Origin of the sequence: Sulfurovum lithotrophicum (assembly GCF_000987835.1) — a bacterium.
Lineage (GTDB): Bacteria > Campylobacterota > Campylobacteria > Campylobacterales > Sulfurovaceae > Sulfurovum > Sulfurovum lithotrophicum.
Genome location: NZ_CP011308.1, coordinates 1,087,273 through 1,110,759 on the forward strand (window position 1 = coordinate 1,087,273; position 23,487 = coordinate 1,110,759).

Sequence of the window (23,487 nt, forward strand, 5' to 3'; positions counted from 1 at the left end):
CTACCTGAATGCACACGCTTTACACAGTCAAATCCTATAATAATCCCAATGAAAAACCTTAGGGGAGCAGTATGAAAGATTTCTTTGCTGAAGCGGCGGTATTGTTATCTTACCCGCAGAACCTGGTACGTTTACTGGTCCGGCTGGTGCTGGCCTATGGCTTTGCCAAACCGGCACTGATGAAAATAAACAATTTGAAAGAGACGGTACAGTGGTTTGAGAGTATCTCCATACCCTTCCCGCTTTTGTCGGCTTATCTTGTCTCCGGCATAGAGCTCATGGGAATTGTCTTTCTCATACTGGGGCTTTATACCCGCATGGTTTCGGTACTGCTGGCCTGTGTGATGCTGGGTGCCATTCTTTTCGTCCATCTGCAGTATGGGTTCTCTGTCGCCGACAACGGTTTTGAAATACCTCTCTATTATTTTATTTTCCTGATTTTCCTTGCCTCCTACGGTGCAGGAAAATACAGTCTGGACAGAGTGATCTTCAAGGATGGTACAGATGAATAAAGAGCATCTGATGGAACATTTCCCTCTTTTTGCATCTGACTGGAGCGTATTGATCAAGCTTTCCATTGTCACTATTCTTATTATATTTATCATGGTGGCCATTTATGACAGGTTCATACAGAGAAAGAATCAGCTTCTCATCAACTACCCGCTTATCGGACGATTATGTTACTTCTTCTATATGCTGCGCGGCCCCATGCGTCAGTACTTCGGGGATGAGACTTTTTATGATTCTTTCGAAAAGCTGCTTTGGATCAACAAGGTCGCAAAGAAAGAGAGCCCCTACCTCTCTTTTTCACCGACCAAACCCTATGCCAATCAGATGATACTGTTCAAACATGCCAATTTTGTCAAAGAGGTAGATGAAGTGCAGGAAGCTTTTTCCGTTACATTCGGAGAGAAGAGAAAAATTCCCTATATCAGTCGAAGTATCATAGGACGTTCGGCCATGAGTGACGGTGCTATCTCGCCGGAGGGGACACGGGCTTTTTCCATCGGTGCCTATAAAGGACAATTTCCCATCAACACCGGAGAGGGCGGGCTCACGTCGAATTTTCTGGCCTCTTTGAACGTGGAGGATTGTAACTGTACCGACTACCTCGAGATCAGAAAAGGGACGGTCTTTGCAAGGTCTGTCTATAGGCTTTTATGTTTTTTCAGCAACAAAGAGATAGCCCAGCGTGTCTACAGAAAGATGGTCGTAAGACAGAAAGACAGGGGTACTTTTATATTTGACAACAAAAAACTGCTCTATTTCCGTATAGACTGGACGCAGGATCTCTCCTATTTCCCAACAGAAGTACCGCATTCCGTACCGGATATCACCTTTCAGATGGGTTCCGGCCTGTACGGAGTACGTGATGAAAAAGGTGAATTCGATGCCGAACGCTACCGGAAAGTGATGCGATTCTGCCGTATGACCGAGGTGAAACTCGCACAGGGGGCCAAGCAGACAGGCGGAAAACTTCTGGCAGTGAAAGTGAGTGATGATATTGCCTATTACAGGGGTATACCTGCGCACAAGGACCTCATAAGCCCCAACCGTTTTCCTTATGCCAAAGATATGGATACTTTTTTTGATTTCATCTCTGAACTGCAGGAACTCTCTGATAAACCGGTAGGTTTCAAGATAGTTATTTCGACCAGAGAAGACTTTGAACGCTATGCCGAGGTACTCAAAGAGAGAAAAGATGCCGGTAAAAGCATTGTCGATTTCCTTACCATAGACGGAGGTGATGGTGGCTCTGCAACTGCTCCGCTGGAGATGATGAGCAAGATCGGACTTCCCATACGTGCAGCCCTGCAGATCGTGATCGAGGTGTTGGAAACGTATGGTCTTCGGGATAATATCAGGGTTATCGCTGCGGAAAAAGTCCTTACTCCCGATGATGTGATTGAACTTTTGTGCTACGGGGCAGACTTTATCAATATTGCCAGAGGATTTATGATCTCTGCCGGGTGTATTCGTGCCAGAGAATGTTCCGGAGCGGGAGGGCGAAACTGTCCTGTCGGGCTTGCTACGATGGATGAAGGAAAGCGGAGCAAGTACCTGGTACTTCAAAAAGCCAAAAGTGTTGCCAATTATCATCATGAACTGCTATACGGCATACGTTCACTCCTTGCGGTCATGGGTAAGAGCAGTGTCAATGAACTTTCCATGAATGATCTGAACCAGCGTTAAAAAACCGTTAAACTTTACTTTCTATAATGTGAAAAACAGTTATAAGGAGCAATTCATGTTAAAGAAAAAATTATTACTTTTGGCCTTACCGGTCGTAACTGCACTCTCCCTTCATGCAAGTGATCCGTTCAATGATCCATTCTTCAATGATCCGTTCGGAGATGATATATTCAAAGAGATGATGCAGATGCAAAAAAATATGGACAAAATGTTCGAGAGAATGCAGCATCGCATGAATCAGCGTTCATCAGGCCTTGTAAGCCCACTGGGAACCTACAAAATGGCCGTACAGAACCAGCTTGTGGATAAAGGTGATCATTATGAACTTGTGACCAGTATCCCTGAAAGTAAAGAGAACCATATCGATATCAATACTGCCAATGGTATGATGAACATTACTGCGAAGATCGTGCAGAAGAAAGAAGAGAAGAATCAATATGGTGTAAGCCAGTCTCGCTCGGTCAGAATGTACCAGCAAAGTACTTCCCTTCCTGTCGATGCTGATGAATCAGTGATTAGTACAGCCTATAAAAATGGAAAATTGCTTATAAGTATAGGTAAGAAAAAATCAGCTGTAAAAACCAATAAAGTCGGTACGGTACCAACGTTAATGAAACGTGAGAAAACCAATGCGAAGGTAGTGGTGCCTAAACCAAACTATGAAAAGAAAGAGGTGAAAAAACAGGGAAGCTCAGAGATTACAGAAGAGAAAAAAGAGCAGAAAAACACACCTCAGAAAGAAGGTAATGTTACGATTAAACCTATGAAAATAAAAAGTGATATTCCTACAATGAGTTAAAGTGGAGCAGGCCATTCGGCTTGCTCAACAGTTGAAATAGCGTCAGGATCACTTCTTTTTCTTTTTTTCGGCTCTCTCTTTTTTCTTGTAGTCTTTGATGTGTTTTTTTATCTCCTGTTTCAACTCTTTTCTATATCTGTTTTCGAACTCTTTTTTGATGATCTTCTTGATCTTCTTCTTTTTTAGCATTTTAGATCCTTTGAAGTGTTTTGGGAAGATTATATGATTAATAATCTTTCCTTAAATTATATAATAGTGCAAAAAGACTTAAAGGTATGGGATAGCCTGAATTGTTTAAAGGCAGATTGCCTGTTTGATCTTCTCCTGATTGAGCTTTTTGATGAGCTTGGTGGAAAGATCAGCGTAGTGCTGCTCGTCAAGGTGGAGCTTTGCCTTTATCTCTTCAAGAGGGGTCTCTTCAGTCCAGGCTTTCAGTAGCTTAAGCTCTTTCTTCGTCAGTTTTGCTTTGAGTGCCAAAAGCAGTTCCTTTTCTTCTTTGAGTGGATGGACCAGTTTTTTTATATGTTTTTCTATCTCTTTTTTTAATATTGACAATGTTTTTCCTGTTATTTTGTGGATTGGCCGTATCCTTTATGGTATTAACGGCTGCGATGGTGCTTTGTGTATTCGTTGTCTATCTCTTTTTGCATCTGATCGTGAATTTTGTCGAACCATTCTTTGTCCTCTTTTTCCACATCAACGGTCGGTAGGAATTTGTAGTGAATTGTACCACCGTGACCAGTTTTTTCATGTTCGTTCACGACCTGTTTGCTTCCGGTGATCACGACCGGCTGTACTTTCAGTTTAAGTTTCTCGGCGATCATTTTGGTTCCCTGCTTGAAGGGAAGGACTTTCTGGTCTTTGGCTCTGGTCCCTTCAGGGAAGATGGCAACGGCACGGTGTTTTTCCTCTATAGACTCTTTGACATCCTTCATCAGTTTGATCAGGCCGGCCTTGCTGCTTCTGTCAAGTGAGATCATGTCTCCAAAGCGCAACAGATATCCGTAGAGAGGCATGCTGAAGAGTTCTTTTTTGGCAACCCATCTGAGATGGTTGTTCTGCAAAGCTTCCATACCGATAATATCGACAATACCCTGATGGTTCATTACGATCATATCGGCTTCAGGGTCCATTTCGCCTTCCTGAACGGCTTGGGCACCCATCAAAAAGAGCGAAAGGCGGTTCAGGTGGTGCATAATGGGACCTTTATACTTTGGGAAGAGTATGATCGCAGGTATCATGATCAGGCCGGTGTTTACGGCAATGACAAAGGCATTCCATCCAAATCTAATTTTCGCAAAGATCTTCATTTTTGACCCATCCTATAATTCCGTTTTTGTATTCTATTTTGAGAAATTCCCCGCGCTCTCCCAGCAGAGGTGTTTTCAGGTCTTCGTCTATTTTGGTACCTATGGAGCTGTTATATGTAGGCAGCAAATAGAGCGGAGCACCCTGTTTGACGCAGATCTTTCTGTGCGGTATGTAGAAAGTCAAAAGGGTAATGAGTGAGACGACCCCCAACACAAGAAAGAAAAAATCCCTTTTAATGAGGAACATCAGAAAGAAAAATCCTACGAGAAATATGAAGGTATATTTCTTCAGTTTTTCATAACTGTCCTCTTTGGGGTTCAGATCGGACTGGGTGACGACGGTATCATCTGCAAGTTCTGCCGATGCTTCAAGAAAGACATACTGGTTCTTGATAGTGTTGAAGTAGGTGAACCTGATGCTTTTCTGTTCAAGCGGCACGACAACATAGAATTCTGCTTTTACTTTGGCAAAATCTCTTTGAAGATCTTCAATACCCGACTCTTCGGCACTTTTAAGATGCATATCTTCAAGGTTCGCTTCGAAAGCTTCTATAGAGAGTGTGACGAGGTGATTTTTTTCGTCATAGTTGGAAACCTGCGAACCCTTTATCTTCATATCTGCAGCAAGTACACCGCAAAAGTCCTCTCTGGGTTTGAGGTGTGCCATCGGAATGAACTGTGGCTCCAGAGAAGTATCTACACTAGGTGAAACAATGAAAAGCCTCGGTATCTTGATATCGACCGTGTCAGCCTTGAAATAGAAGGTGTAAAAGCTGTCGTTGCCGTTACGAACGACCAGGGGGTCTTTGAATATAGGCTGAATGGGACTGGTGGGATCGAACTGGAACTGGGGGTTGTCATCTTTTTCACTTGCTACATCGATCACCGTGACAGGAAAAAGCTGGTGCTCATAGACTTTTTTGGGGATATAGCTGTATTTGTATTCCGCCTGTGCGTTCAATAGGGTAGTGAAGGTAAATACTACCATAAGCATAAAGCCGAGTGAACGCAGCAACGGCATTAGGCTTCAAAACCTTTGAGCATACGGATACCGTCTTCGCTTCCAAGGATCGCTTCGAGGGCACGTTCCGGGTGGGGCATAAGTCCAAAGACATTCTTAGATGCGTTACAGACACCGGCAATGGAAGTAACAGAACCATTCACGACCACTCTGTTGCCCTCGGCGTCTGAGTATCTGAGGAGAACCTGTCCGTTGGCTTCAAGTTTTTCCAGTCTTTCATCATCGATATAGTAGTTCCCGTCTGCATGAGCGATAGGTATATTGAGCACTTCATCTTTTTCACACTGGTTTAAAAAAGCATTGTCATTGTTAACCACACAGAGGTTCTGATATTTGGAAATGAAGTGAAGATTATTGTTTCGCTTCAGTGCTCCGGGCAGCATGCCCGCTTCGGTCAATATCTGGAAGCCGTTACAGATACCGAGCACTTTCCCGCCATTGTCTGCATAGGCCTTCACTGCTTTCATAACAGGAGAGAATCGTGCGATGGAACCGGAACGGAGGTAGTCTCCGTATGAGAATCCTCCAGGTACGACGACAAGGTCTGTCGCCTCAGGCAGAGTTTCATCTTCATGCCATACTAACGCTGTTTCGTGCCCCAGCTTTTCGAAAGCGTACTGGGTATCAAACTCGCAGTTCGTTCCCGGAAATCGTAATACTGCTACTTTCATCTTACTTGATCTCTATCGTATAATCTTCGATGACCGTGTTGGCCAGCAGGGTTTCGCACATCTCTTTTACTTCTGCTTCCGCTTTTTCCTTGTCTACATCGAGCTGCAGTACGATCTGCTTGCCGATACGTACATCCTTAACGCCTTTGAATCCGAGTGAATCCAAGGCGTGGTGTGCCGCTTTTCCCTGCGGGTCGAGTACACCCTCTTTCAAAAATACATTTATGATTGCTGTTGTCATTATTTCATCTCCCCTAAAATTCTGTTAAGTACTTCTTCGTACGCTACTTTGAGTCCGCCGAGACCCTGTCGGAAACGGTCTTTGTCCATGCTCTCTCCGCTCTCGGAATCCCAGAGCCTGAAGTTGTCCGGACTGAGCTCATCAATGAGAATGATATTACCGTCCATATCACGGCCGAACTCAAGCTTGAAGTCAACCAATGTCAAATTGCGCTGGGCATAGAATGCCTTGAGCAGGTCATTGATGCGTCTTGCCATATAGCGAATGTAGTCAAGTTCGGAAGTATCATTGACGAGGTTCAGTATGAGGCAGTGCTGGTCATTGAGTTTCGGATCACCGAGTTCATCATTCTTGTAGTCGAATTCGACCAGAGTGAAAGGAAGTACTTTTCCGTCTTCGATGCCAAGATTTCTGCTGAGACTTCCTGTGGCGATGTTTCTTACGATCACTTCGATGAGGATGACGTCTGCTTTTTTATGAAGCATATGGTTGTCATCAAGCATTTCCACAAAGTGGGTAGGAATACCTTTTTTATTGAGGTATTTGAAAAGTTCTGTGGATATCTTGTTGTTCAGAGCCCCTTTACCCTCTTCACTTGATTTTTTTTCACCGTTGAATGCAGTAAGATCATCTTTGAATTCCGAAATGTAAAGGTCCGGATATTCAGTCGACCAGATCTTTTTCGCTTTCCCTTCATAGACAAGTGCCTCTTTGACCATGGGATCAGATACCATTATTTCTTTCCTTTTTTTGTAATTACCAGTGCTTTGAGAATATCCACACCGATCTTCAGCTGTGCATCTTTGTAGAGCATATCTTCAGAGATGATTGTTTTGTTGTCATCTGCCGATACTGTGGTATTGCCGTCAGTGGCATTGATGTCCACTCTGATCGATTTCTTCGTCGCATTCGCGTCGATCTTTGCAAGTTCGACTTCAAGGTGCTTTTTAAGGTTGGACTCTTTCAGGTAGAGAGAGTCCTGTTTTCTGGGGATCTCACCGGAGTGTACTATAATGTCAGGTGTCACGCCTTTCGCCTGAATAGTACGGCCGCTTGGCAGGTAGTATCGGGCCACTGTCAACTTGAGCGCTTCATTGGCTCCTACGGGCATGACCACCTGTACGGAACCTTTGCCGAAGGTTTTTTCTCCTACCACGATGGAACGGTTGAAATCCTGCAGTGCACCTGAGACGATCTCACTGGCACTTGCCGAACCGCCGTTGACAAGCACGACCATCGGTGTTTGGGTATCGGTATTGGGTTTGGTCGCTTTGTATTCGACATTTTCTGTTTTGACACGACCTCTCTGGCTGACAATAACACCGTGGTCCACGAACATATCTACAAGCCCGACAGCCTGGTCAAGCAGTCCACCGGGATTGTTTCTCAGGTCGAGAATGATCCCTTCGGTATTTTTGTGTTCCTTGATGGCTTTCTTGGTGTTTTCTACGACCTTTTGATCGAATGATGTGACATACAGATAGAGAAGGTTCTTGTCTGTTTTGAATTTCTTGGCATAGACGGACTGTATCTTGATGATATCTCTTGTGATCTTGATGACAATCGGCTTGGGAGCATCTTTTCTGACCACGGTCAGTTCGATGTCCGTTCCCGGCTTACCTCTCATCAGCTTGACCGACTCATCGATGCTCATGCCGATGGTCGCTTTGTCATTGATCTTGAGGATGATATCTCCGGCTTTGACACCGGCTTTCATGGCGGGCGTACCCTCCAGTGGGGCAATAACAGTAAGTGCACCATCTTTCATACCCACAGAGATACCCAAGCCCCCAAATTCACCTTTGGTCTGCACGGTAAGGTCTTTGTACTCTTTGGTATTCATAAAGGAAGAGTGTGAGTCCAGGTTGCTCATCAGGCCTTTAAGCGCTTTGTCTATAAGGTCGGTCGTGTTTGTTTCATCGACGTACTCTTTTTCTATCACGTTGAGGATCTGGGTGAATTTGATGTACGCTTCAAGCTTTTCTTTTGCGGTAGATTCGGTCTTGATATTCTTTGCCTGGGCATAACCCCCGAAAAGATAGGCGGCTGTCAGAGTAGAAATGAGTCCAGCAGCAATGATTTTTTTACTTTTTTTGATCATGGATAATATGCTCCGTAAATTAGTGTGTTATTTTATAGAAATCTCTCTAAGAGGTTGCTGTCTAACACTATAAAGGAGCAGGGTAAACGGTAATTAAACCGCTCTGCAGTGCAGGGTGGCATACCTTCTATTTTTTGTCGAAATGATAGATAGAATTTTTTTTATTGGGTTTTTGGTCTGTCCAGCCAAGATAGGAGGATTTGAGATGATTACCATTGTTGGAAAACTCCAGGATGATCTTATGAATGTGGTCTTCGTTGGAGTTACAGAGTTTCGTCTTCATATCGCAGTTAAAAATAATTTTCTCTTTGTTGGAATGTTTCAAATCCATAATGAACTGCGGCTGATTCATTTTGGTGCAGTAGTGTGTTGCAAGGATCTGTGTACAGTCCACATAGTCATCACAGTGATACATAGTGACCATCTGTTTTTTTGTATTGGGCAGCAAGTCTTCCTGCAGCGTTGAACCAAAACCGATGAACTTGTAGGCAACGCCTGTCGCATCTGTACCTACCAGAGGAAGGACATATGGGTTCTTGTAGGCACCGGTCGTATCTGTCTGTTTGTCTGCCGGAGAGAGTTTCCATTCGCCCTTGAGCGCGCTTTTCATATATTCAAACATATCTATGGGCTCCATCTCTTTTGCTTGTTCTGCTTGCAGGAAAGTACCAAGCAGAGTGAAAATAACAGCGGTGCAGATCAATTTTTTCATAATTGTTCATCCTTATTAGAGAGTTTTATTTTGGAAAAGTATAGCAAAATATATATGTTAGAAGAAATTAAATAATATTAGTAAATAAACTTGACATAGAGTGACTAAAGTTGTATAATACGTAAAATTAATTATCAGGAGAGTGTTATGAGTATTTTAGAGAAATTAACCAACCAAATGCAGGGTACTATCGAATCGGGAGTATCACTCGCATTACACAATAAAAACCAGGAAGTGGAACCTATCCATCTTATATGGGCATTGTTGACCAACAGCAATTCCATTCTGAACCAGGCGCTGAATAAAATGAACGTCGAGAGGGCTGCAGTTGAACTGGAAGCCAAATCCGTGGCGAACAAACTGCCGACAGTCTCAACGGTGACCAAAGAGAACATCAAGCTGGGGCAGAACCTCGTGCGTTCACTACAGAACGCAGAGGGTGTCATGGCGGCCAACGGAGATCAGTACCTGGCAGTCGATGCATGGCTGCTCGCCAATGCAGATGAGAGTTTCATCAGAGATATACTGGGCAAGTATGTCGATATCTCGGAATTCAAGAAAACACTGGAGTCCATCCGCGGTGGCAAGCAGATCGAGTCACAATCCGGTGACGAGACACTTGAAGCACTGGGACAGTACGGGATTGACCTGAACCAGAAAGCACTGGACGGCGAGCTTGATCCGGTCATTGGAAGAGATGAAGAGGTACAGCGTGTCATGCAGATCCTCATCAGAAAGACCAAGAACAACCCTATCCTTATCGGAGAGCCGGGAACAGGTAAAACAGCCATCGTTGAAGGCTTGGCACAGCGTATCGTCAACAAAGAAGTGCCGTTGAGTCTGCAAAACATGCGTGTGATTTCACTCGACATGAGCCGTCTGATTGCCGGTGCGAAATACAGAGGTGAATTTGAGGACAGGCTCAAAGCGGTTGTTGACGAAGTCAAGGAAGCGGGTAATGTCATCCTTTTCATCGATGAGATCCATACTATTGTCGGTGCGGGTGCGAGTGAGGGAAGTATGGACGCTGCCAACATTCTCAAGCCTGCACTGGCACGTGGTGAACTGCATACCATCGGTGCGACGACCCTGAAAGAGTACAGAAAGTACTTTGAGAAAGATGCGGCGCTCCAGAGACGTTTCCAGCCGGTTAAAGTCGATGAGCCTAGCATCAACGAAGCATTACAGATCCTTAGAGGGATCAAAGACCGTCTCGAGACACATCACAATGTCGTTATTACCGACAGTGCGCTTGTTGCGGCTGCAAAACTCTCAGACCGTTACATCACTGACAGGTTCCTGCCTGACAAGGCGATTGACCTGATCGACGAAGCGGCGGCGGAACTGAAGATGCAGATCGAAAGTGAGCCGACAGAACTTGCAAAGATCAAACGTGAGATATCTACGCTTCAGGTAGAGAGAGAGGCTCTCAAGATGGAAGAGAGCGAAAAGAACACCGCACGTCTCGAAGAGATAGAAAAAGAGCTTGCAGATCTCGAAGAACGCCGTGTTTCACTGCAGAACAAGTTCGAGAACGAAAAAGAGGTCTTCAACCAGATCGCAGAAGTAAAAAGTGCCATCGAGTCTCTCAGGGTGCAGGCGGAGCAGGTCAAGCGTGAAGGTGACTTCAACAAAGCTGCCGAGATCGAATATGGACAGATCCCTGCAAAACAGGAAGAGCTCAAAGCGCTTGAGGACAAGTGGACCCAAATGATGTCAGAGGGTACACTTCTCAAGAACTCAGTTGACGAAGAGATGATCGCCAGTATCATCAGCCGCTGGACAGGCATTCCGGTTAACAAGATGCTACAAAGCGAGAAGGACAAAATCCTGCACATCGAAGATGTCCTCAAAGAGGAGGTCGTCGGACAGGAAGAGGCGCTGAAAGCGGTTGCACGAGCCATCAAGCGTAACAAAGCGGGACTCAGCGATGTGAACAGACCTATCGGAAGTTTCATGTTTCTCGGGCCTACAGGGGTCGGTAAAACCCAGGTGGCCAAAACGCTTGCGAAGTTCCTCTTCGACTCTGAGAAGTCGCTCATCCGTATCGATATGAGTGAATATATGGAGAAACATGCCGCCAGCAGACTGGTCGGTGCACCTCCGGGATATGTCGGGTATGAAGAGGGCGGACAATTGACCGAAGCGGTGAGAAGAAAGCCTTACTCGGTCGTACTCTTCGACGAGATCGAAAAGGCGCATCCTGATGTGTTCAATACACTGCTTCAGGTACTTGACGACGGACGTCTGACAGACAACAAAGGGGTGACGGTGGACTTTAAGAATACCATCATCATCATGACCTCCAACATTGCGTCAAGCAAGATTATGGAGTTCAAGGATCCCGAGGACAGAAGAAAAGCGGTCAACGACGAGTTGAAACTCCATTTCAAGCCGGAGTTCCTCAACCGTCTCGATGACATCGTTATCTTCAATCCGCTCGATCTCGATGCGATCACCAATATTGTAGATATTCTCTTTAAGAGTATTCAGGCGAAGCTGGCAGAGCGTGACATTACCATCACGCTTACACCGGCTGCCAAAGCCTACATCGCAGAAGCAGGCTTCGATCCTGTTTACGGTGCAAGACCACTCAAAAGAGCACTCTATGAAGTGGTCGAGGACAGACTGGCCGAACTCATCCTCGAAGACAAAGTCGTTGAAGGCAGCAATATCGAGTTCGATGTCCAAAATGGTGAGATCGAAGTCCACATATCCTAAACCTTCAAGAGACCCTTTCGGGTCTCTTTTTTACTTAATCCCATACTACATTCCAAATATTTCCATATCCGAGATAAATATCTTTATCTATACTGCCTCTTCCAAACAGGCTTTTAAAATGCTATAAAGCGCCAACTCTGCTTCTTCCACTCTTCTGCCAAAGGTGATGATGCCTTCCTCATGGCCTTTCATGACAAATGCATTGTTTTCGAGGGGATCGTGCTCTTTGTAGAGTCCAGCGATCTCTTCGGCCATTTCTGCCGTGCCGTACTCTGCCGTAGTGGCGAGGTATTCTTTGCTTTTCATAAGGTTCCAGAGTGCCATAGAGTGTACGTGGATCACTGCTTTGATCCGCTTATCTATCGCGTAGATCATCGCATGGCTGAGCGCTTCGCTGCTCGGTTCATGCCTGCCTTTGGAGTCGATCTTGAATGTGCCGAAATCGTAGGCATGGACAAATGAGTAGTACTCGGGAGGAAGGACCGGCATCTTTCCTGTCTGTGTTGCCGTGATGAAGAATGTGTCCGTGTCGTCATAACGCATGGAGATATTTCCATAGCCTATACCGTCCTTCTCTCCTATGAGACCCAGAGCAAAGAGACGTCTGCGCAATGCTTCAAGTTCCCCATAGTCTGAAAAGAGAGGAGTGTCTGCGATCTCATGATCTATACTGTACTTGATGATACCGTCTATCATAAGATGATCTCTCTGATCGCCGTTTCATTCGGCTCTATGATGCCCTCCTCGGTAATGAGTCCCGTGATGAGCCGGGCGGGGGTGACATCGAAACCGTAGTTGGCTCCTTTGCTTCCTATAGGAGTAATACGCAGTTCCTGTGCTTTGCCCTCTTTGTCTATCCCTCTCATGATGTGGATCTCGTCTTCGCTTCTCATCTCTATCTCGATCTCCTCCACACCGTTACAACTTTCCGGATCGAAAGTACTCAGGGGCAGGGCGATATAGAAGGGGATACCGTTATCATTGGCAGCCAGTGCTTTGAGGTATGTGCCTATCTTATTCGCGGCATCACCGCAGCGGGTGACCCTGTCTGCTCCGGTGATGACCATGTCAACCATATCGTGCTGCATGAGATGTCCACCGGTGTTGTCGGCGATGATGGTGTGGTCTATGCCTGCATCGGAGAGTTCCCAGGAGGTCAGGTTCGCTCCCTGGTTCCGGGGACGGGTCTCATCGACCCAGACATGCATATCGATACCTCTTTTGTGGGCCTCGTAGATGGGTGCCAGCGCGGTCCCGCTGTCTATGATGGCAAGCCAGCCTGCATTGCAATGGGTGAGTATATTGATCTTTTCAAGCTTCTTCTCCTCCATGATCTTCTCGATGATGTTGCAGCCTATCTTACCGATTGCTTCGCTGCGCTTGACATCTTCATCACAGATGGCAATGGCTTCCGCTTTTGCGTCAGCAAGCACATCATCACTCTTTTCTATGACATTCAGCATCCTGTCCACCGCCCACATCAAGTTCACTGCCGTAGGCCGGGAGGCGCGCAGCTTCATGGCTTCTTCCCTGATACGCTTTTTGTCGTCTCCGAATTCACGGGCAAGCAGGTAGACACCCATCGCCGCAACATTGCCGATGACCCCGGCACCCCGGACGGTCATGTCGCTGATGGCTTCTATCGCATCCGCACCGCTTTTGAGTACGCGTACTCTTTTTTCATGGGGAAGATACCGCTGGTCGAGTACTTCGAGAGCACTATTTTCATTGAGCCATAGTGGCCTGTATTGTCCCTGCATATTACGCCTTTATCAATGTCATCGCATTGTTTATATTATTTAATATATTATGTTCTTTGATGAATCTTTCACCGATCTTGATGGCAAGACGATTCGCTGCTTCACGCTTTTGGGCATCTTCTATCCCTCTGATATCGTCAACGCCCGCAATGCCGAACTGCCTTCGTATGATCTTGCATCCTGCAAAACCGATGCTTTCCCGAAGTAGGGCAAGCATGTACTCTTCCTGATATGCTTTGCGTATCTGAGTGTCGGCAAACCCCTTGGCAAAGAGAGCGCTCTCTTTCGTTTCATCCCAGAGTTGCAGGAATTTCTTTTCAAACTTCTGCCACACCTCTTCAATGGTCCGGAGTATCCAGTCAGCATAGTCGGATGTTTCATCGAGTACGGTATGGGAGACCCACGACATCGCCAGATTGGCAATGAGTGCTCCCACATCAAAGCCCATGGGACCGACAAAAGCAAATTCGGAGTCTATCACATAAGTTTCTTCTTCGTTGATCATAATGGAACCCGTATGCAGATCGCCGTGTATCAGGGCATCGCACCGGTTTATGAATTTGTGTTTGAGCTGCAGTATCTTTGTTTTCAGTTCAAGGTCTTTGGTGATGCGCTCCGCTTCATCCGAGAGTTCGGGGAGTTCGGCATTCGTCTCATGCTCCATAAACGGTGCTGTAAAGACGAAATCTTCCGTAAGCTTACAGAGTTCGCTATTGCCTATGAACTGTGCAGTCAGCTCTCTTTTCTCACTGCTTGAAAGATAGAGTGAAGAGGTCTTGAAAAGTGTTTCTGCCAGAAAAGAGCTGATGTGCTCTGCAAATTTCGGGTATTTGACCCCATCTATCATCCCTTTACGCATGATGATATGTTCTCCAAGGTACTCCATGATTATCATGCTCATCTCTTCGTCAAAGTGGTAAATTTTGGGAATATGCGGGCTGAGTTCGCTGAAACGTTCCATGGACCGGATCTCATAGGTCATCCTCTCCTTTGAGAGAGGATAGCTTTCTCCCACACAGCGCAGGTATGGTACTGCCTGCTTGAGGATGAGCTGTTTGGAAGCATCATCGGCGGATGTCACCAGAAAAACGAAGTTCAGGTTCCCGTCGCCGATCTCATTGATGAGGAGTGCGTCGGTATTGAAAAAAGATTTTATCTGGGGTAGTGAAAAGAGATAGGCTTCGAGGTTCGAAGTATCGAGAATCGTATAGGCCATGGTCAGCTCCATTTATTGGTTGGGGTAATTATAGCAAAGAGTTGGTTTGCTAAAAGAAACGGTTGTTCAACTGTGAGCTTGGTACTTCTTTTTTATAAATATTGGCTTTACTTGTTTTCCCAGAGTAGGAGTAAAAAAAGATTCTGTGGTTTAAAGTGTGTGTGGTAGTAATCTTAGGAACCGGAGGTTTAGGAGGAGGTATGTGGTAATGGGTAGTTAGCACATTGACGTTTTTAAAAAAGGAGGAAGAATAAAAAATGTCTTTCCGATCCCTAAGATATGTGGAAGTATAACTAATTAAGATAAAATTTGTCTTAATTGAATGAATAATTTTTATCTTTTTTGAAAAATTAGCATACCAGCCAGTTCTCAAGCTTGAAAATGTCCGTTGTAGCGGGCATTCCCTTCCATCCGTTGCTTTCAAGATACATCATCTTGTTTCCAAAATACCCGACAACATATTTCTCTTTATAGAGGGGAAAGGTCCCGGAATGGAACATGGCAAAGATATCTTCATATGTTTTTGGTATTTCATACCAGGAAAAATCAAAACTGTGCAGAGCGATGATTGCAGAATGCAGCATCTCGTTTTTGAACATGGAACTGCTCAGTATATAAAAGGAAGGATAGGACACAGCCGGATCTTCCAAAAGTTCTGTAATGTAAAGACGTTCTTTTTTCTTTTGATACATAGGGGAATTGTAGTAAATATGGAACCAAAAGGGCAGTAATATGTCAAATTGTCATATTTTAACCCTTTTACAAATGTATCACAAGCTTGATTGGTGCAGTAGGGAAACATCCGAAAATTACCAGCTTCCGCCGCCACCGCCACCACCACCGCCGCCGGAGAACCCTCCTCCCCCTGAAAAACCGCCACCGCCGCTCATACCGCTGCTCATATCGCTGTTTGAAGGCGATGTGGATGTTGTTGTGACATTGGAAATGAAGTCATCTATATCATCGAGATCTCCGTGGTACCAGTTGGGTGAAGTAACCTCCAGCAGAGGGAAAAAAGAGAGCCAGTGTTTAGTCTCACCAAAGAGAACAGCATAGGGCAGGGTCTTTTCAAGATAGAGAGGGTCGAGTGCCAGTCGTCTTTTGAGCTCATCTTCTTTAACGCGTGCTATGAACTCCTTGAAGCCGAGAAGCTGCTTGTGGGCATAGGCACCTTTCTGGGTGTATTTCCCTATTTTTTTATACGTATAGAACAGTGCAAGAAGCAAGACGATGAAAACGCCGAGTGGACCGGTCAGCAGTCCGCTCAGCGACGTATCCGATTGAAGCAGACTGAGCAGTGGCCCCGAACCCGCCACTGCAAAAATGAGTCCGTAAAGCTTATAGGACCAGCCTTTATTCGAGAACGCGATACTGAGCCCAGCACCGATGAAGACAATGGGAAAGAGCAGCAGGAAGATAACGTCTATGCCATAAGTAAGATAAAAGGTATAGATCAGCAGAGCAAAAGCGGGAAGCAGCCAGAGAATACTCTTGACAAGAAAGCTGTTTCTCGTTTTTTGGGGGTTCTCTCCCATATATCCCTGCATGACAGACCATAGGTAGAGTTGTTCATTGATAGCATCAAAGCCTTTGCGAAGTTTTTTTGCCTTTGTTTCCGATTGTTTGGAGAGGACAAAACTGCTGGTACCGTTGAATAGTATTTTCTCAAGTAGGTATTTCTGGTCTGCAGTAAGTCCTTTGGTATCTTTTTCTATTCTTTTGAGCAGGGGGTCTGTCTTTTTTGATTCATGATATATTTCAAGATATCCGAGCTGTGCCAGTTCCAAAATTGCTGCAGCAAAATCTTTGTCATCGGCGAATTTATCAAGAATAAGCCCTGACTGCAAAAGACTGAGACCTTCTGGTGGTCCGTAGCGTACAGCAACGGAGCGGCGGTCCTCAAAGCCGGTATGCAGCTTGAGCGCCCGGTAAAAATAGAACAGATAGCCAACAAGCGCACCCCAGTGCCAGTGGGCAAGAAACCATTCAGTAAAAGAGGCCTTGACATTGTCCCAGCCGTTCTGGCCCAGCGTATCGGCAGGATAGGCGAGTTCGACCGTGGCACCCTCGTAAGGCTGCAAAGAGGGTACCTTTACCTGAAGATGCTGCGGGTCGATCCATCTGCTCGTTGCGCCCGATGCGGTCTCTCCATACCGTCCTGTATAGGTCGAGACTGCGACCATCTGCTGGTTCAGCGAAGGAGGGAGGTAAATATTGGCTGTCACATTCCGAATGGAAACGGCCCAGCCTGTTCCAATGATGTTCCAGCGTATGGCATCGTCATATTCATTCTGTGCGGCTGGCAGGACCCCTTTCTTGACACGGTAGGAGATGGTGTAAAGGTGCTTGCCCGTAACAAAAGTGCCGGTATTACCGATCTTGAGACGTATGACCTTGCCGGCCTTTGCGGAGTCCATGACAGACTGCTGCCAGATCACCGGCTTTCCGTCCATTTGAACAGAAAAAGCGTGCAGACCGAGATCTTTGATGACGCCGCTGTACTTGATGGTAAAGGGAATATCACGGAAAATACCGTGTTTTGACGCATTTTCAAAGTCATAGTCAATGGATTCTTTGATGGCGAGTTCACCGCTCTGTTCAACCGTGATGTCGATGGTATAGGCGCTGATGCGCTCTGCCCAAAGCTGTGTCGCACACAGAAGAAGCAGAGTGAGAAAGGTTTTTTTCAGCATGAAAAAACTGCTTAAAGGTCGATCTTCGGCATTTTTTTTACCGCTTCGGCTTCGCTCTCGTCCAGCTGGAAGTACTCACGGGGTTTGAAGTTGAACTTCTGTGCGACAAAGAGGTCAGGGAAGGATTCCAGTTTCGCATTGTAGTCTCTGACGATAGCATTGTAGTAACGTCTTGCATTTTGAATGCTCTCTTCCAGACGGCTCAGTTCACCCTGAAGATGTAGAAAGTTCTCGTTGGCTTTCAGGTCAGGATAGGCTTCTGCCAGTGCGAAGAGTTTGCCCAAAGCACCTGAAAGCATATTGGCCGCAGCAGCTTTTTCATCTACAGATGCAGCTGTAAGGCCAACCTGGCGTGCCTTGATGACTTTCTCAAGTGTATCTGCCTCGTATTCTTTGTACCCTTTGACCGTATCAACCAGTGCCGGTATGAGGTCGTAACGTCGTTTAAGCTGTATATCGATATCGGACCATGCGGCATCGATACCCGCTCTCAGTGAAACGAACTTGTTGTATATCGCAACCAGGTAAGCCCCGATACCCACGATGATAAGCAGCAGTATATTTCCAAAACTCATATTTTTCCTCCCAATATTGATTCAATCTAAATCATTATACCAAGTTTTTGTGTCAAAAATGTGTTACACATCAGTGAAAAATGGTCTATTTTAGTCGCTTCTTTGGAGTTTATTTATTTTAAAATTTATACGCGATTCTAAAATATGAATAAGGATCATTGCTATTGTTGCCATAAGGATGGTCCCCGTCCAATAATGTCCCTATGTTCACAGATATTCCTTTAGGTAGTTGTATATCTACTTCACCTATAATATAATGTGGATTTTTATTTATTGTTAAAATCTTAACCAATTCTTGTTGTATGGGTTTAATATGTTTAGCTCCAAGAGATAATTTAAAATCTATAAATCTATATGTTAAAAGTGTTCCTATTTCTGCAGAGGTAATATTGGAAGTGTCAGAGTATATTTTACTTTTTAAATCACTATATATATTAATATACTTATTTATATTGTAAAGGTAATTGATTTCTCCCTGTATTCCTATCACATTATGTTTGTCGTCGCTATATGGAATTTCTACTTCATCTGAATCAGTGTGTTCATGAATAGTATTTTGAAGTTTTGCTCCACCGAAATCACCACTTAGTAATAGTTGTGTACCAATATTAATATTACATCTATAGTTTTTCCCCTGAATGATTTTAACTTTCTTTGTAACTTCAAACTCCAATGTATCTATTCTTCTTTTGCTTGTCAGAATAGAGTCAAGTTCGGAATATTTCTGTGTGTATGCCGTCATATTTACTGAATAAGCATATGTATCGGTCGTATATTTTAATTTCAGAGTACCCGTATTGAAGTTATCTCCATATGGATGAGAAGTTTGACCTTTTAAATTTATATTGTTACTTGTTTCAATGTAGATAGAATTTTCTTCTTCTGCCGAACATAATACTGTTGCAAGAACCACAGCTATAAATACTCTGAAGTAAGCCTTTGTAATAAAAAAGTTCATTAAAGTTATACCCCCACTGATCACGTACAGTAATAAAACTTTACTTTTTTACTACGATACTTTATTGGTATATATAATATAAAATATAAGCTAAAAAACAACTGTTTATGTTTAAATTTAAGTGATCATTAAATCGAAGGAGAAAAATATTTATGTTAAAAATGTGCTATACTTCATCAAAAAAGAGTAAATATGGCCTACGATCTTCAGGATAAACTCGTCATTGCAATCTCCTCCCGTGCACTGTTCGACCTGGAGGAGGAGAATGCCATTTTCGACAGGGAAGGACTGGAGAGCTATTACAGGCATCAGCTCGAACATCTTGATGCTCCTCTGGCTAAAGGATCAGCTTTCAGGTTTGTGCAGAACCTGCTTGCCATCAACAAAAAGTTCGATAACAAACTCATTGAAGTGATTATCCTCTCACGAAACAATGCAGCCACAGGCCTTCGTATAGGCCGATCCATAGAACACTACGCTCTGGATATCGAACGTACTGGCTGGACGGCCGGTACGCCTGTTGCGCGTTATCTCAATGCTTTTAAAGTCGATCTCTTTCTGTCTGTCTATACACCGGATGTGGAAGAGGCAGTCAGTTCTGGTGTGGCTGCGGCCACCATACTGCCGCATACACCTGTTTCTTCCCAGGAGAGTGATATCGTCAAGATCGCCTTCGATGGCGATGCGGTCATTTTTGGGGATGAGAGTGAACGCATCTATCAGGAAAAGGGGCTGGAAGCTTTCATCAAATATGAACGCCGTAATGCCAAAAACCCGCTCAGTAAAGGACCATTCTTCAAGTTCCTTAAAACTATTTCAGAAATACAGGACAAGTTCCCTATGGAGGCTTCACCTATACGTACGGCACTGGTCACGGCACGAAACTTCTCCACGCATGAACGGGTACTGGGTACACTTGAAGGCTGGGGTGTTCGTGTGGATGAAGCTTTTTTTCAGGGTGGCGTTCAGAAATTTGAGGTTGTAAAAGCCTTTGGCGCAGATATTTTCTTCGATGACCAGGATACACATTTGGAGCATACTGCCAAAGAGACACCTTCTGCCAAAGTCCCATACAAGCATTGATACTTTTTAATATTATAGTATGTATATTTGTACAGATTAAATTTAAATTAAGTATTTGTTATTTTTTGATTAATTAATTTTATGTAATATTCCGATATCAAAAACGTTAGCGGGAGACCGGTTAACATTTTACATTCACTCTAAAAGGATCAACTATCGGAGTAACGATGTACACTATTAAACACAAACAGAACAAACCCTTTCTTTCAAAATTATCAAGCAAATTATTCAGCAACAGACTCTTGGTCATTCTCATGACACTCTTCATTGCGACTACATCGTCCAATGCCTACTCTAAATTGGCAAAAACAGCTGGCATGAAACCGTCCACCTTGAAGAAGATCGTCAAAAAAGTGGTACAAGTGGAAAGCACTACAGGCAGCTACACTGCAAGAAATAAAAAAAGCGGGGCTTACGGACGCTATCAGATCATGCCAAAGACGGCCAGAGCTTATGCTAAAAAACTGCATATTCCTTACACTAAATGGAAACAGCCCAGAAACCAGGACAGGATATTTGAAGCGATCATGGCAGACAATATCCGCAGTTTGAAGCATAACGGGCTGAAAGTGAATGCTTTTTCCATTTATGGTACGCATCAGCAGGGCGCAGGCGGTTTCAATGCGATTATGAAAAGAAAAAAACTCAGCAAGAAGCTTGAAAGGAACCTCAGACACAATCTGCCAAAAAGATTGAGCAGGGTCCATAGAAGCAAGCTGAGAGTAGTATGGGTGAACTACTGGAAGAAAAAATTCGCCTAAGCTTTAACGCTCTCTTTTCTTGTAGAATGTTTTTTTGAAATCATCAAAACGTTCTTCAAGAATCGCTTCCCTCATCTCTTTCATCAAATTCAGATAATAATACAGGTTATGAATGGTCGCCAGCCTGAAATAGGTGATCTCTCTGGAACGGAACAGGTGCCTCAGGTAGGCGCGTGAGTAGGTCTGGCAGACCATGCAGCCACACTCCGGGTCAATGGGAGCTGCATCAGTCGTATATTCTGCCTTTTTAATGTTCACTTTTCCAAAAGAGGTAAAAAGCGTGCCGTTTCTTGCATTTCTGGTGGGCATGACACAGTCGAACATATCAACACCTCTGGATACATTCTCCACAAGGTCCTCGGGTGTTCCCACACCCATCAGGTAGCGTGGCTTTGTTTCAGGCATAAACTGGGTGGTCCACTCCACAGTATCGTACATATCCTGGTTTGCTTCACCCACACTCAATCCACCGATGGCAAAACCGTCATAGTCAAGCCTGCAGAGTTCTCTGGCGGACTTCTCCCGGAACGCTTTGTCCGTACCTCCCTGAATGATCGCGAAAATATTCTGCTCGACACCGATGCCTTTTTCCTGGTTCTCCCTGTGGTAGGCAATGGACTCTTCCGCCCAGCGGGTGGTCCGCTCAATACTGGCTTTGATACGCTCCTGCGTTGCGGGCAGGGCTACAAGGTCATCGAGGATCATCATGATGTCAGAACCGAGATTGTTCTGTATGTCTATGACCTTTTTTGGGGTGAAGTAGTGCTTGGATCCGTCAAGATGGCTTCGAAAAGTGATCCCGCCTTCATCGATCTTGACATTGTCCGAGAGTGAAAATGCCTGAAATCCTCCCGAATCGGTCAGAAAACTTTTGGGATATTTGGTGAAACCGTGGAGCTTGCCCATGGTTTTGATGACTTCGTCGCCCGGACGTATGTAGAGATGATAGGTATTGCCCAGGATGATCTCGGGTTTGATGAATGTGGCAAGATCCGTTGCATCGAGTGCTTTGACGGCCCCAACGGTACCTACCGGCATAAAAACGGGGGTTTGTATGGTTGAGTGAGCGGTTTGAATGGTACAGGCTCTGGCTTTGCCGTCGGTTTTATCTATCTGAAAATGCATTGTGTTATAATATCTCCCAAATTAATGGTGTGATTATACCCAAATAGGTCAAAAATGAAGAATATCCTTATACTTGCCGACGGAAGTATTGCCAAACATTTCCTGGAGTGGGTCGACAAGAAGAGGGTGGCAGAGAACCACTATTATGTCACCTATTATCACGAGGAAGTTCTTCCTGAAAAACTGGGAAAGAATATTACCCTGATCGAGGCAGATCCCACCAGCTTCTCCAAACTTGACAAGATCATGATGGAGGTGAGTTACACGCTTATTTTCATTGTCATGCAGGATATCGACGATGCGAAATATGCCCTGAACAATATACAGCTTCTTGACGATAAAGCCAGAATAGTACTGGTGAACCAGTGGGATAATGAAACTGTAGGAGAAGGACTGGAAAATGTGACACTTCTGCATGCCGATGATCTGGTAGCATCGCATCTGTATGACCATCTTCCCAATGTACCTGTCGTTGCACAGAATGTCGGTCTGGGGCAGGGAGAGATCATGGAAGTGCATGTACCTTTTGGCAGTACCTATGCTTTCAGGCATGTCGGCTCCATTCTGCAGAGAAAATGGAAGATCGCCGCGATCTACCGTAATGACAAACAGATCCTTCCGAACAATGCTACGATGATCCGTCCCAACGATACGCTCTTGATACTGGGGAAACCCATCGTGCTCAACGGTGTCTACAAAACCATCAACAAGCGTATCGGCCTTTTCCCGGAACCGTTTGGACGGGACCTCTTCCTGATACTGGATCTCCGCTTCGATCATGACAATGCCCTGATCTATCTTAAAGAAAGTATCTACCTTCTGGAGAAACTCGAAGATAAAAAACTCTATGTACGCATCCTTTACCCCAATGACTTCAAGCTTGTAGAAGAGCTTAAGGCTTACGAGACAGAACACATTATCATTGCTACCTGCTATGATGACAAAGATATCAAAATGCTCATTGAATACGATATACAGCAGTACGATATTGGACTGGTACTCAACAGTATAGAACGTTTTGAATCTGAAGACCTAAAAGAGACACTGTATGAACTTAGAAAAATAGTTTACCTCTTTGGTGACGATCTGCTCTACAATATCAAGGAAGCCATTGTTTTGATGGAGAACGAACAGGAGAAGATGGAGTCGATCTCTTCGACGGCATTCGACATTTCCGAATCGCTTGACCTGAAGCTATCACTCTGTGATTTTGATCCGGAAGGTGATTTTGACAGCAAGAAGATTATCATAGAGCATTATGAGACACTGACGCATATTTTTGGGATGGATATTCATATAGAACAGAAGATCGCCAACCCGATAAGAGAGTTGGATCGAATGATTGATGTGATGCAGATCGTCGCTTTTGAAAAAGAATTGAATACGTATCATTTCATGCGACTGATCTCAACCCGGGTAAGGGACTTCCTCCTCACGACAAGAAAACACCCAAAACTGCTGGTACCTTTCGCTCTAAGCGAGGGCCAATAGGGCATATTAAGGGCATATAAGATAAAATAAAGCAAATTATTAAAAGCCCGAGGTTA

The 23,487-nt window shown here is 44.7% G+C and carries 24 protein-coding genes and 1 pseudogene; 8 read left to right on the forward strand and 17 right to left on the reverse strand.

Translation table 11 applies throughout. The features are described from left to right. The first annotated feature begins 71 nt into the window (after positions 1-71). Genes YH65_RS05330 through YH65_RS05340 form a run of 3 tightly spaced genes read left to right on the forward strand, consistent with a single transcriptional unit; the run spans position 72 to position 2,992 of the window. Positions 72-512, forward strand: coding sequence for a DoxX family protein (locus YH65_RS05330; protein WP_046550960.1), 441 nt, complete (start codon positions 72-74; stop codon positions 510-512). Continuing rightward, positions 505-2,193 (forward strand): FMN-binding glutamate synthase family protein, encoded by a 1,689-nt coding sequence (locus YH65_RS05335; RefSeq protein WP_084722034.1) that lies wholly within the window; start codon positions 505-507, stop codon positions 2,191-2,193. Before YH65_RS05330 ends, YH65_RS05335 begins: the two co-directional genes overlap by 8 nt. Positions 2,194-2,248: 55 nt before the next feature. Further along, entirely contained in the window at positions 2,249-2,992 is a 744-nt protein-coding gene (locus YH65_RS05340) for an Hsp20/alpha crystallin family protein (RefSeq protein ID WP_046550961.1), read from the forward strand. A 48-nt stretch (positions 2,993-3,040) separates the two neighbouring features. Here YH65_RS05340 and YH65_RS11535 read toward each other — a convergent pair whose 3' ends face one another. From YH65_RS11535 to YH65_RS05380, 9 genes are all read right to left on the reverse strand, one after another. Then, positions 3,041-3,181: a hypothetical protein gene (locus YH65_RS11535; RefSeq protein WP_169745661.1), complete on the reverse strand. Its 141-nt coding sequence runs from the start codon at positions 3,179-3,181 to the stop codon at positions 3,041-3,043. Positions 3,182-3,286: 105 nt separating this feature from the next. Next, positions 3,287-3,547 (reverse strand): hypothetical protein, encoded by a 261-nt coding sequence (locus YH65_RS05345; protein WP_046550962.1) that lies wholly within the window; start codon positions 3,545-3,547, stop codon positions 3,287-3,289. 44 nt (positions 3,548-3,591) lie between these two features. Continuing rightward, entirely contained in the window at positions 3,592-4,302 is a 711-nt protein-coding gene (locus YH65_RS05350) for a lysophospholipid acyltransferase family protein (protein WP_046550963.1), read from the reverse strand. Further along, positions 4,280-5,323, reverse strand: coding sequence for an SH3 domain-containing protein (locus YH65_RS05355; protein WP_046550964.1), 1,044 nt, complete (start codon positions 5,321-5,323; stop codon positions 4,280-4,282). The genes YH65_RS05350 and YH65_RS05355 overlap by 23 nt, the downstream gene beginning before the upstream one ends. Further along, the gene (purQ, locus tag YH65_RS05360; RefSeq protein ID WP_046550965.1) at positions 5,323-5,994 is read right to left on the reverse strand and encodes a phosphoribosylformylglycinamidine synthase subunit PurQ; all 672 of its coding nucleotides are present in this window, start codon (positions 5,992-5,994) and stop codon (positions 5,323-5,325) included. The genes YH65_RS05355 and purQ overlap by 1 nt, the downstream gene beginning before the upstream one ends. A 1-nt stretch (position 5,995) precedes the next feature. Next, complete coding sequence (purS, locus tag YH65_RS05365; protein WP_046550966.1) at positions 5,996-6,235, reverse strand: phosphoribosylformylglycinamidine synthase subunit PurS; 240 nt, start codon at positions 6,233-6,235, stop codon at positions 5,996-5,998. Beyond that, positions 6,235-6,954: a phosphoribosylaminoimidazolesuccinocarboxamide synthase gene (gene purC, locus YH65_RS05370; protein WP_046552047.1), complete on the reverse strand. Its 720-nt coding sequence runs from the start codon at positions 6,952-6,954 to the stop codon at positions 6,235-6,237. Before purC ends, purS begins: the two co-directional genes overlap by 1 nt. A 14-nt stretch (positions 6,955-6,968) precedes the next feature. Further along, positions 6,969-8,345 (reverse strand): S41 family peptidase, encoded by a 1,377-nt coding sequence (locus YH65_RS05375; RefSeq protein WP_425427568.1) that lies wholly within the window; start codon positions 8,343-8,345, stop codon positions 6,969-6,971. 118 nt (positions 8,346-8,463) lie between these two features. Further along, positions 8,464-9,048, reverse strand: a complete 585-nt coding sequence (locus YH65_RS05380; protein ID WP_046550968.1) for a hypothetical protein — start codon at positions 9,046-9,048, stop codon at positions 8,464-8,466. A gap of 147 nt (positions 9,049-9,195) precedes the next feature. Between YH65_RS05380 and YH65_RS11785 the strand changes: the two are divergent. Next, positions 9,196-9,567 (forward strand): annotated as a pseudogene (locus tag YH65_RS11785) (Clp protease N-terminal domain-containing protein); the annotation flags it as partial. 168 nt (positions 9,568-9,735) lie between these two features. Continuing rightward, the gene (locus YH65_RS05385) at positions 9,736-11,769 is read left to right on the forward strand and encodes an ATP-dependent Clp protease ATP-binding subunit (RefSeq protein WP_483855306.1); all 2,034 of its coding nucleotides are present in this window, start codon (positions 9,736-9,738) and stop codon (positions 11,767-11,769) included. Between the two features lie 87 nt (positions 11,770-11,856). Here YH65_RS05385 and YH65_RS05390 read toward each other — a convergent pair whose 3' ends face one another. From YH65_RS05390 to YH65_RS05420, 7 genes are all read right to left on the reverse strand, one after another. Beyond that, on the reverse strand, positions 11,857-12,465 hold the full coding sequence (locus tag YH65_RS05390; protein ID WP_046550970.1) for a class II aldolase/adducin family protein: 609 nt from the start codon (positions 12,463-12,465) through the stop codon (positions 11,857-11,859). Further along, the gene (mtnA, locus tag YH65_RS05395; protein ID WP_046550971.1) at positions 12,462-13,529 is read right to left on the reverse strand and encodes an S-methyl-5-thioribose-1-phosphate isomerase; all 1,068 of its coding nucleotides are present in this window, start codon (positions 13,527-13,529) and stop codon (positions 12,462-12,464) included. Before mtnA ends, YH65_RS05390 begins: the two co-directional genes overlap by 4 nt. A gap of 1 nt (position 13,530) precedes the next feature. Next, the gene (mtnK, locus tag YH65_RS05400; protein WP_046550972.1) at positions 13,531-14,745 is read right to left on the reverse strand and encodes an S-methyl-5-thioribose kinase; all 1,215 of its coding nucleotides are present in this window, start codon (positions 14,743-14,745) and stop codon (positions 13,531-13,533) included. A 350-nt stretch (positions 14,746-15,095) separates the two neighbouring features. Beyond that, positions 15,096-15,437 (reverse strand): hypothetical protein, encoded by a 342-nt coding sequence (locus YH65_RS05405; RefSeq protein WP_046550973.1) that lies wholly within the window; start codon positions 15,435-15,437, stop codon positions 15,096-15,098. A gap of 117 nt (positions 15,438-15,554) precedes the next feature. After that, on the reverse strand, positions 15,555-17,438 hold the full coding sequence (locus YH65_RS05410) for a DUF2207 domain-containing protein (protein WP_046550974.1): 1,884 nt from the start codon (positions 17,436-17,438) through the stop codon (positions 15,555-15,557). An 11-nt stretch (positions 17,439-17,449) separates the two neighbouring features. Beyond that, on the reverse strand, positions 17,450-18,013 hold the full coding sequence (locus YH65_RS05415; RefSeq protein WP_046550975.1) for a LemA family protein: 564 nt from the start codon (positions 18,011-18,013) through the stop codon (positions 17,450-17,452). Between the two features lie 118 nt (positions 18,014-18,131). Beyond that, complete coding sequence (locus YH65_RS05420; protein WP_154806470.1) at positions 18,132-18,971, reverse strand: hypothetical protein; 840 nt, start codon at positions 18,969-18,971, stop codon at positions 18,132-18,134. Between the two features lie 192 nt (positions 18,972-19,163). Here YH65_RS05420 and YH65_RS05425 point away from each other — a divergent pair, with 192 nt between their 5' ends. Together YH65_RS05425 and YH65_RS05430 are read left to right on the forward strand one after the other, a co-directional pair. After that, positions 19,164-20,054, forward strand: a complete 891-nt coding sequence (locus YH65_RS05425) for a 5'-nucleotidase (protein ID WP_046550977.1) — start codon at positions 19,164-19,166, stop codon at positions 20,052-20,054. 167 nt (positions 20,055-20,221) lie between these two features. Continuing rightward, positions 20,222-20,815 (forward strand): transglycosylase SLT domain-containing protein, encoded by a 594-nt coding sequence (locus tag YH65_RS05430; protein ID WP_046550978.1) that lies wholly within the window; start codon positions 20,222-20,224, stop codon positions 20,813-20,815. Between the two features lie 3 nt (positions 20,816-20,818). On the opposite strand, the gene tgt is transcribed toward YH65_RS05430, so the two are convergent. Next, positions 20,819-21,940 (reverse strand): tRNA guanosine(34) transglycosylase Tgt, encoded by a 1,122-nt coding sequence (tgt, locus tag YH65_RS05435; protein ID WP_046550979.1) that lies wholly within the window; start codon positions 21,938-21,940, stop codon positions 20,819-20,821. 54 nt (positions 21,941-21,994) lie between these two features. On the opposite strand from tgt, the gene YH65_RS05440 reads away from it, so the two are divergent. Beyond that, complete coding sequence (locus tag YH65_RS05440) at positions 21,995-23,431, forward strand: COG3400 family protein (RefSeq protein ID WP_046550980.1); 1,437 nt, start codon at positions 21,995-21,997, stop codon at positions 23,429-23,431. Positions 23,432-23,487: the final 56 nt, after the last annotated feature.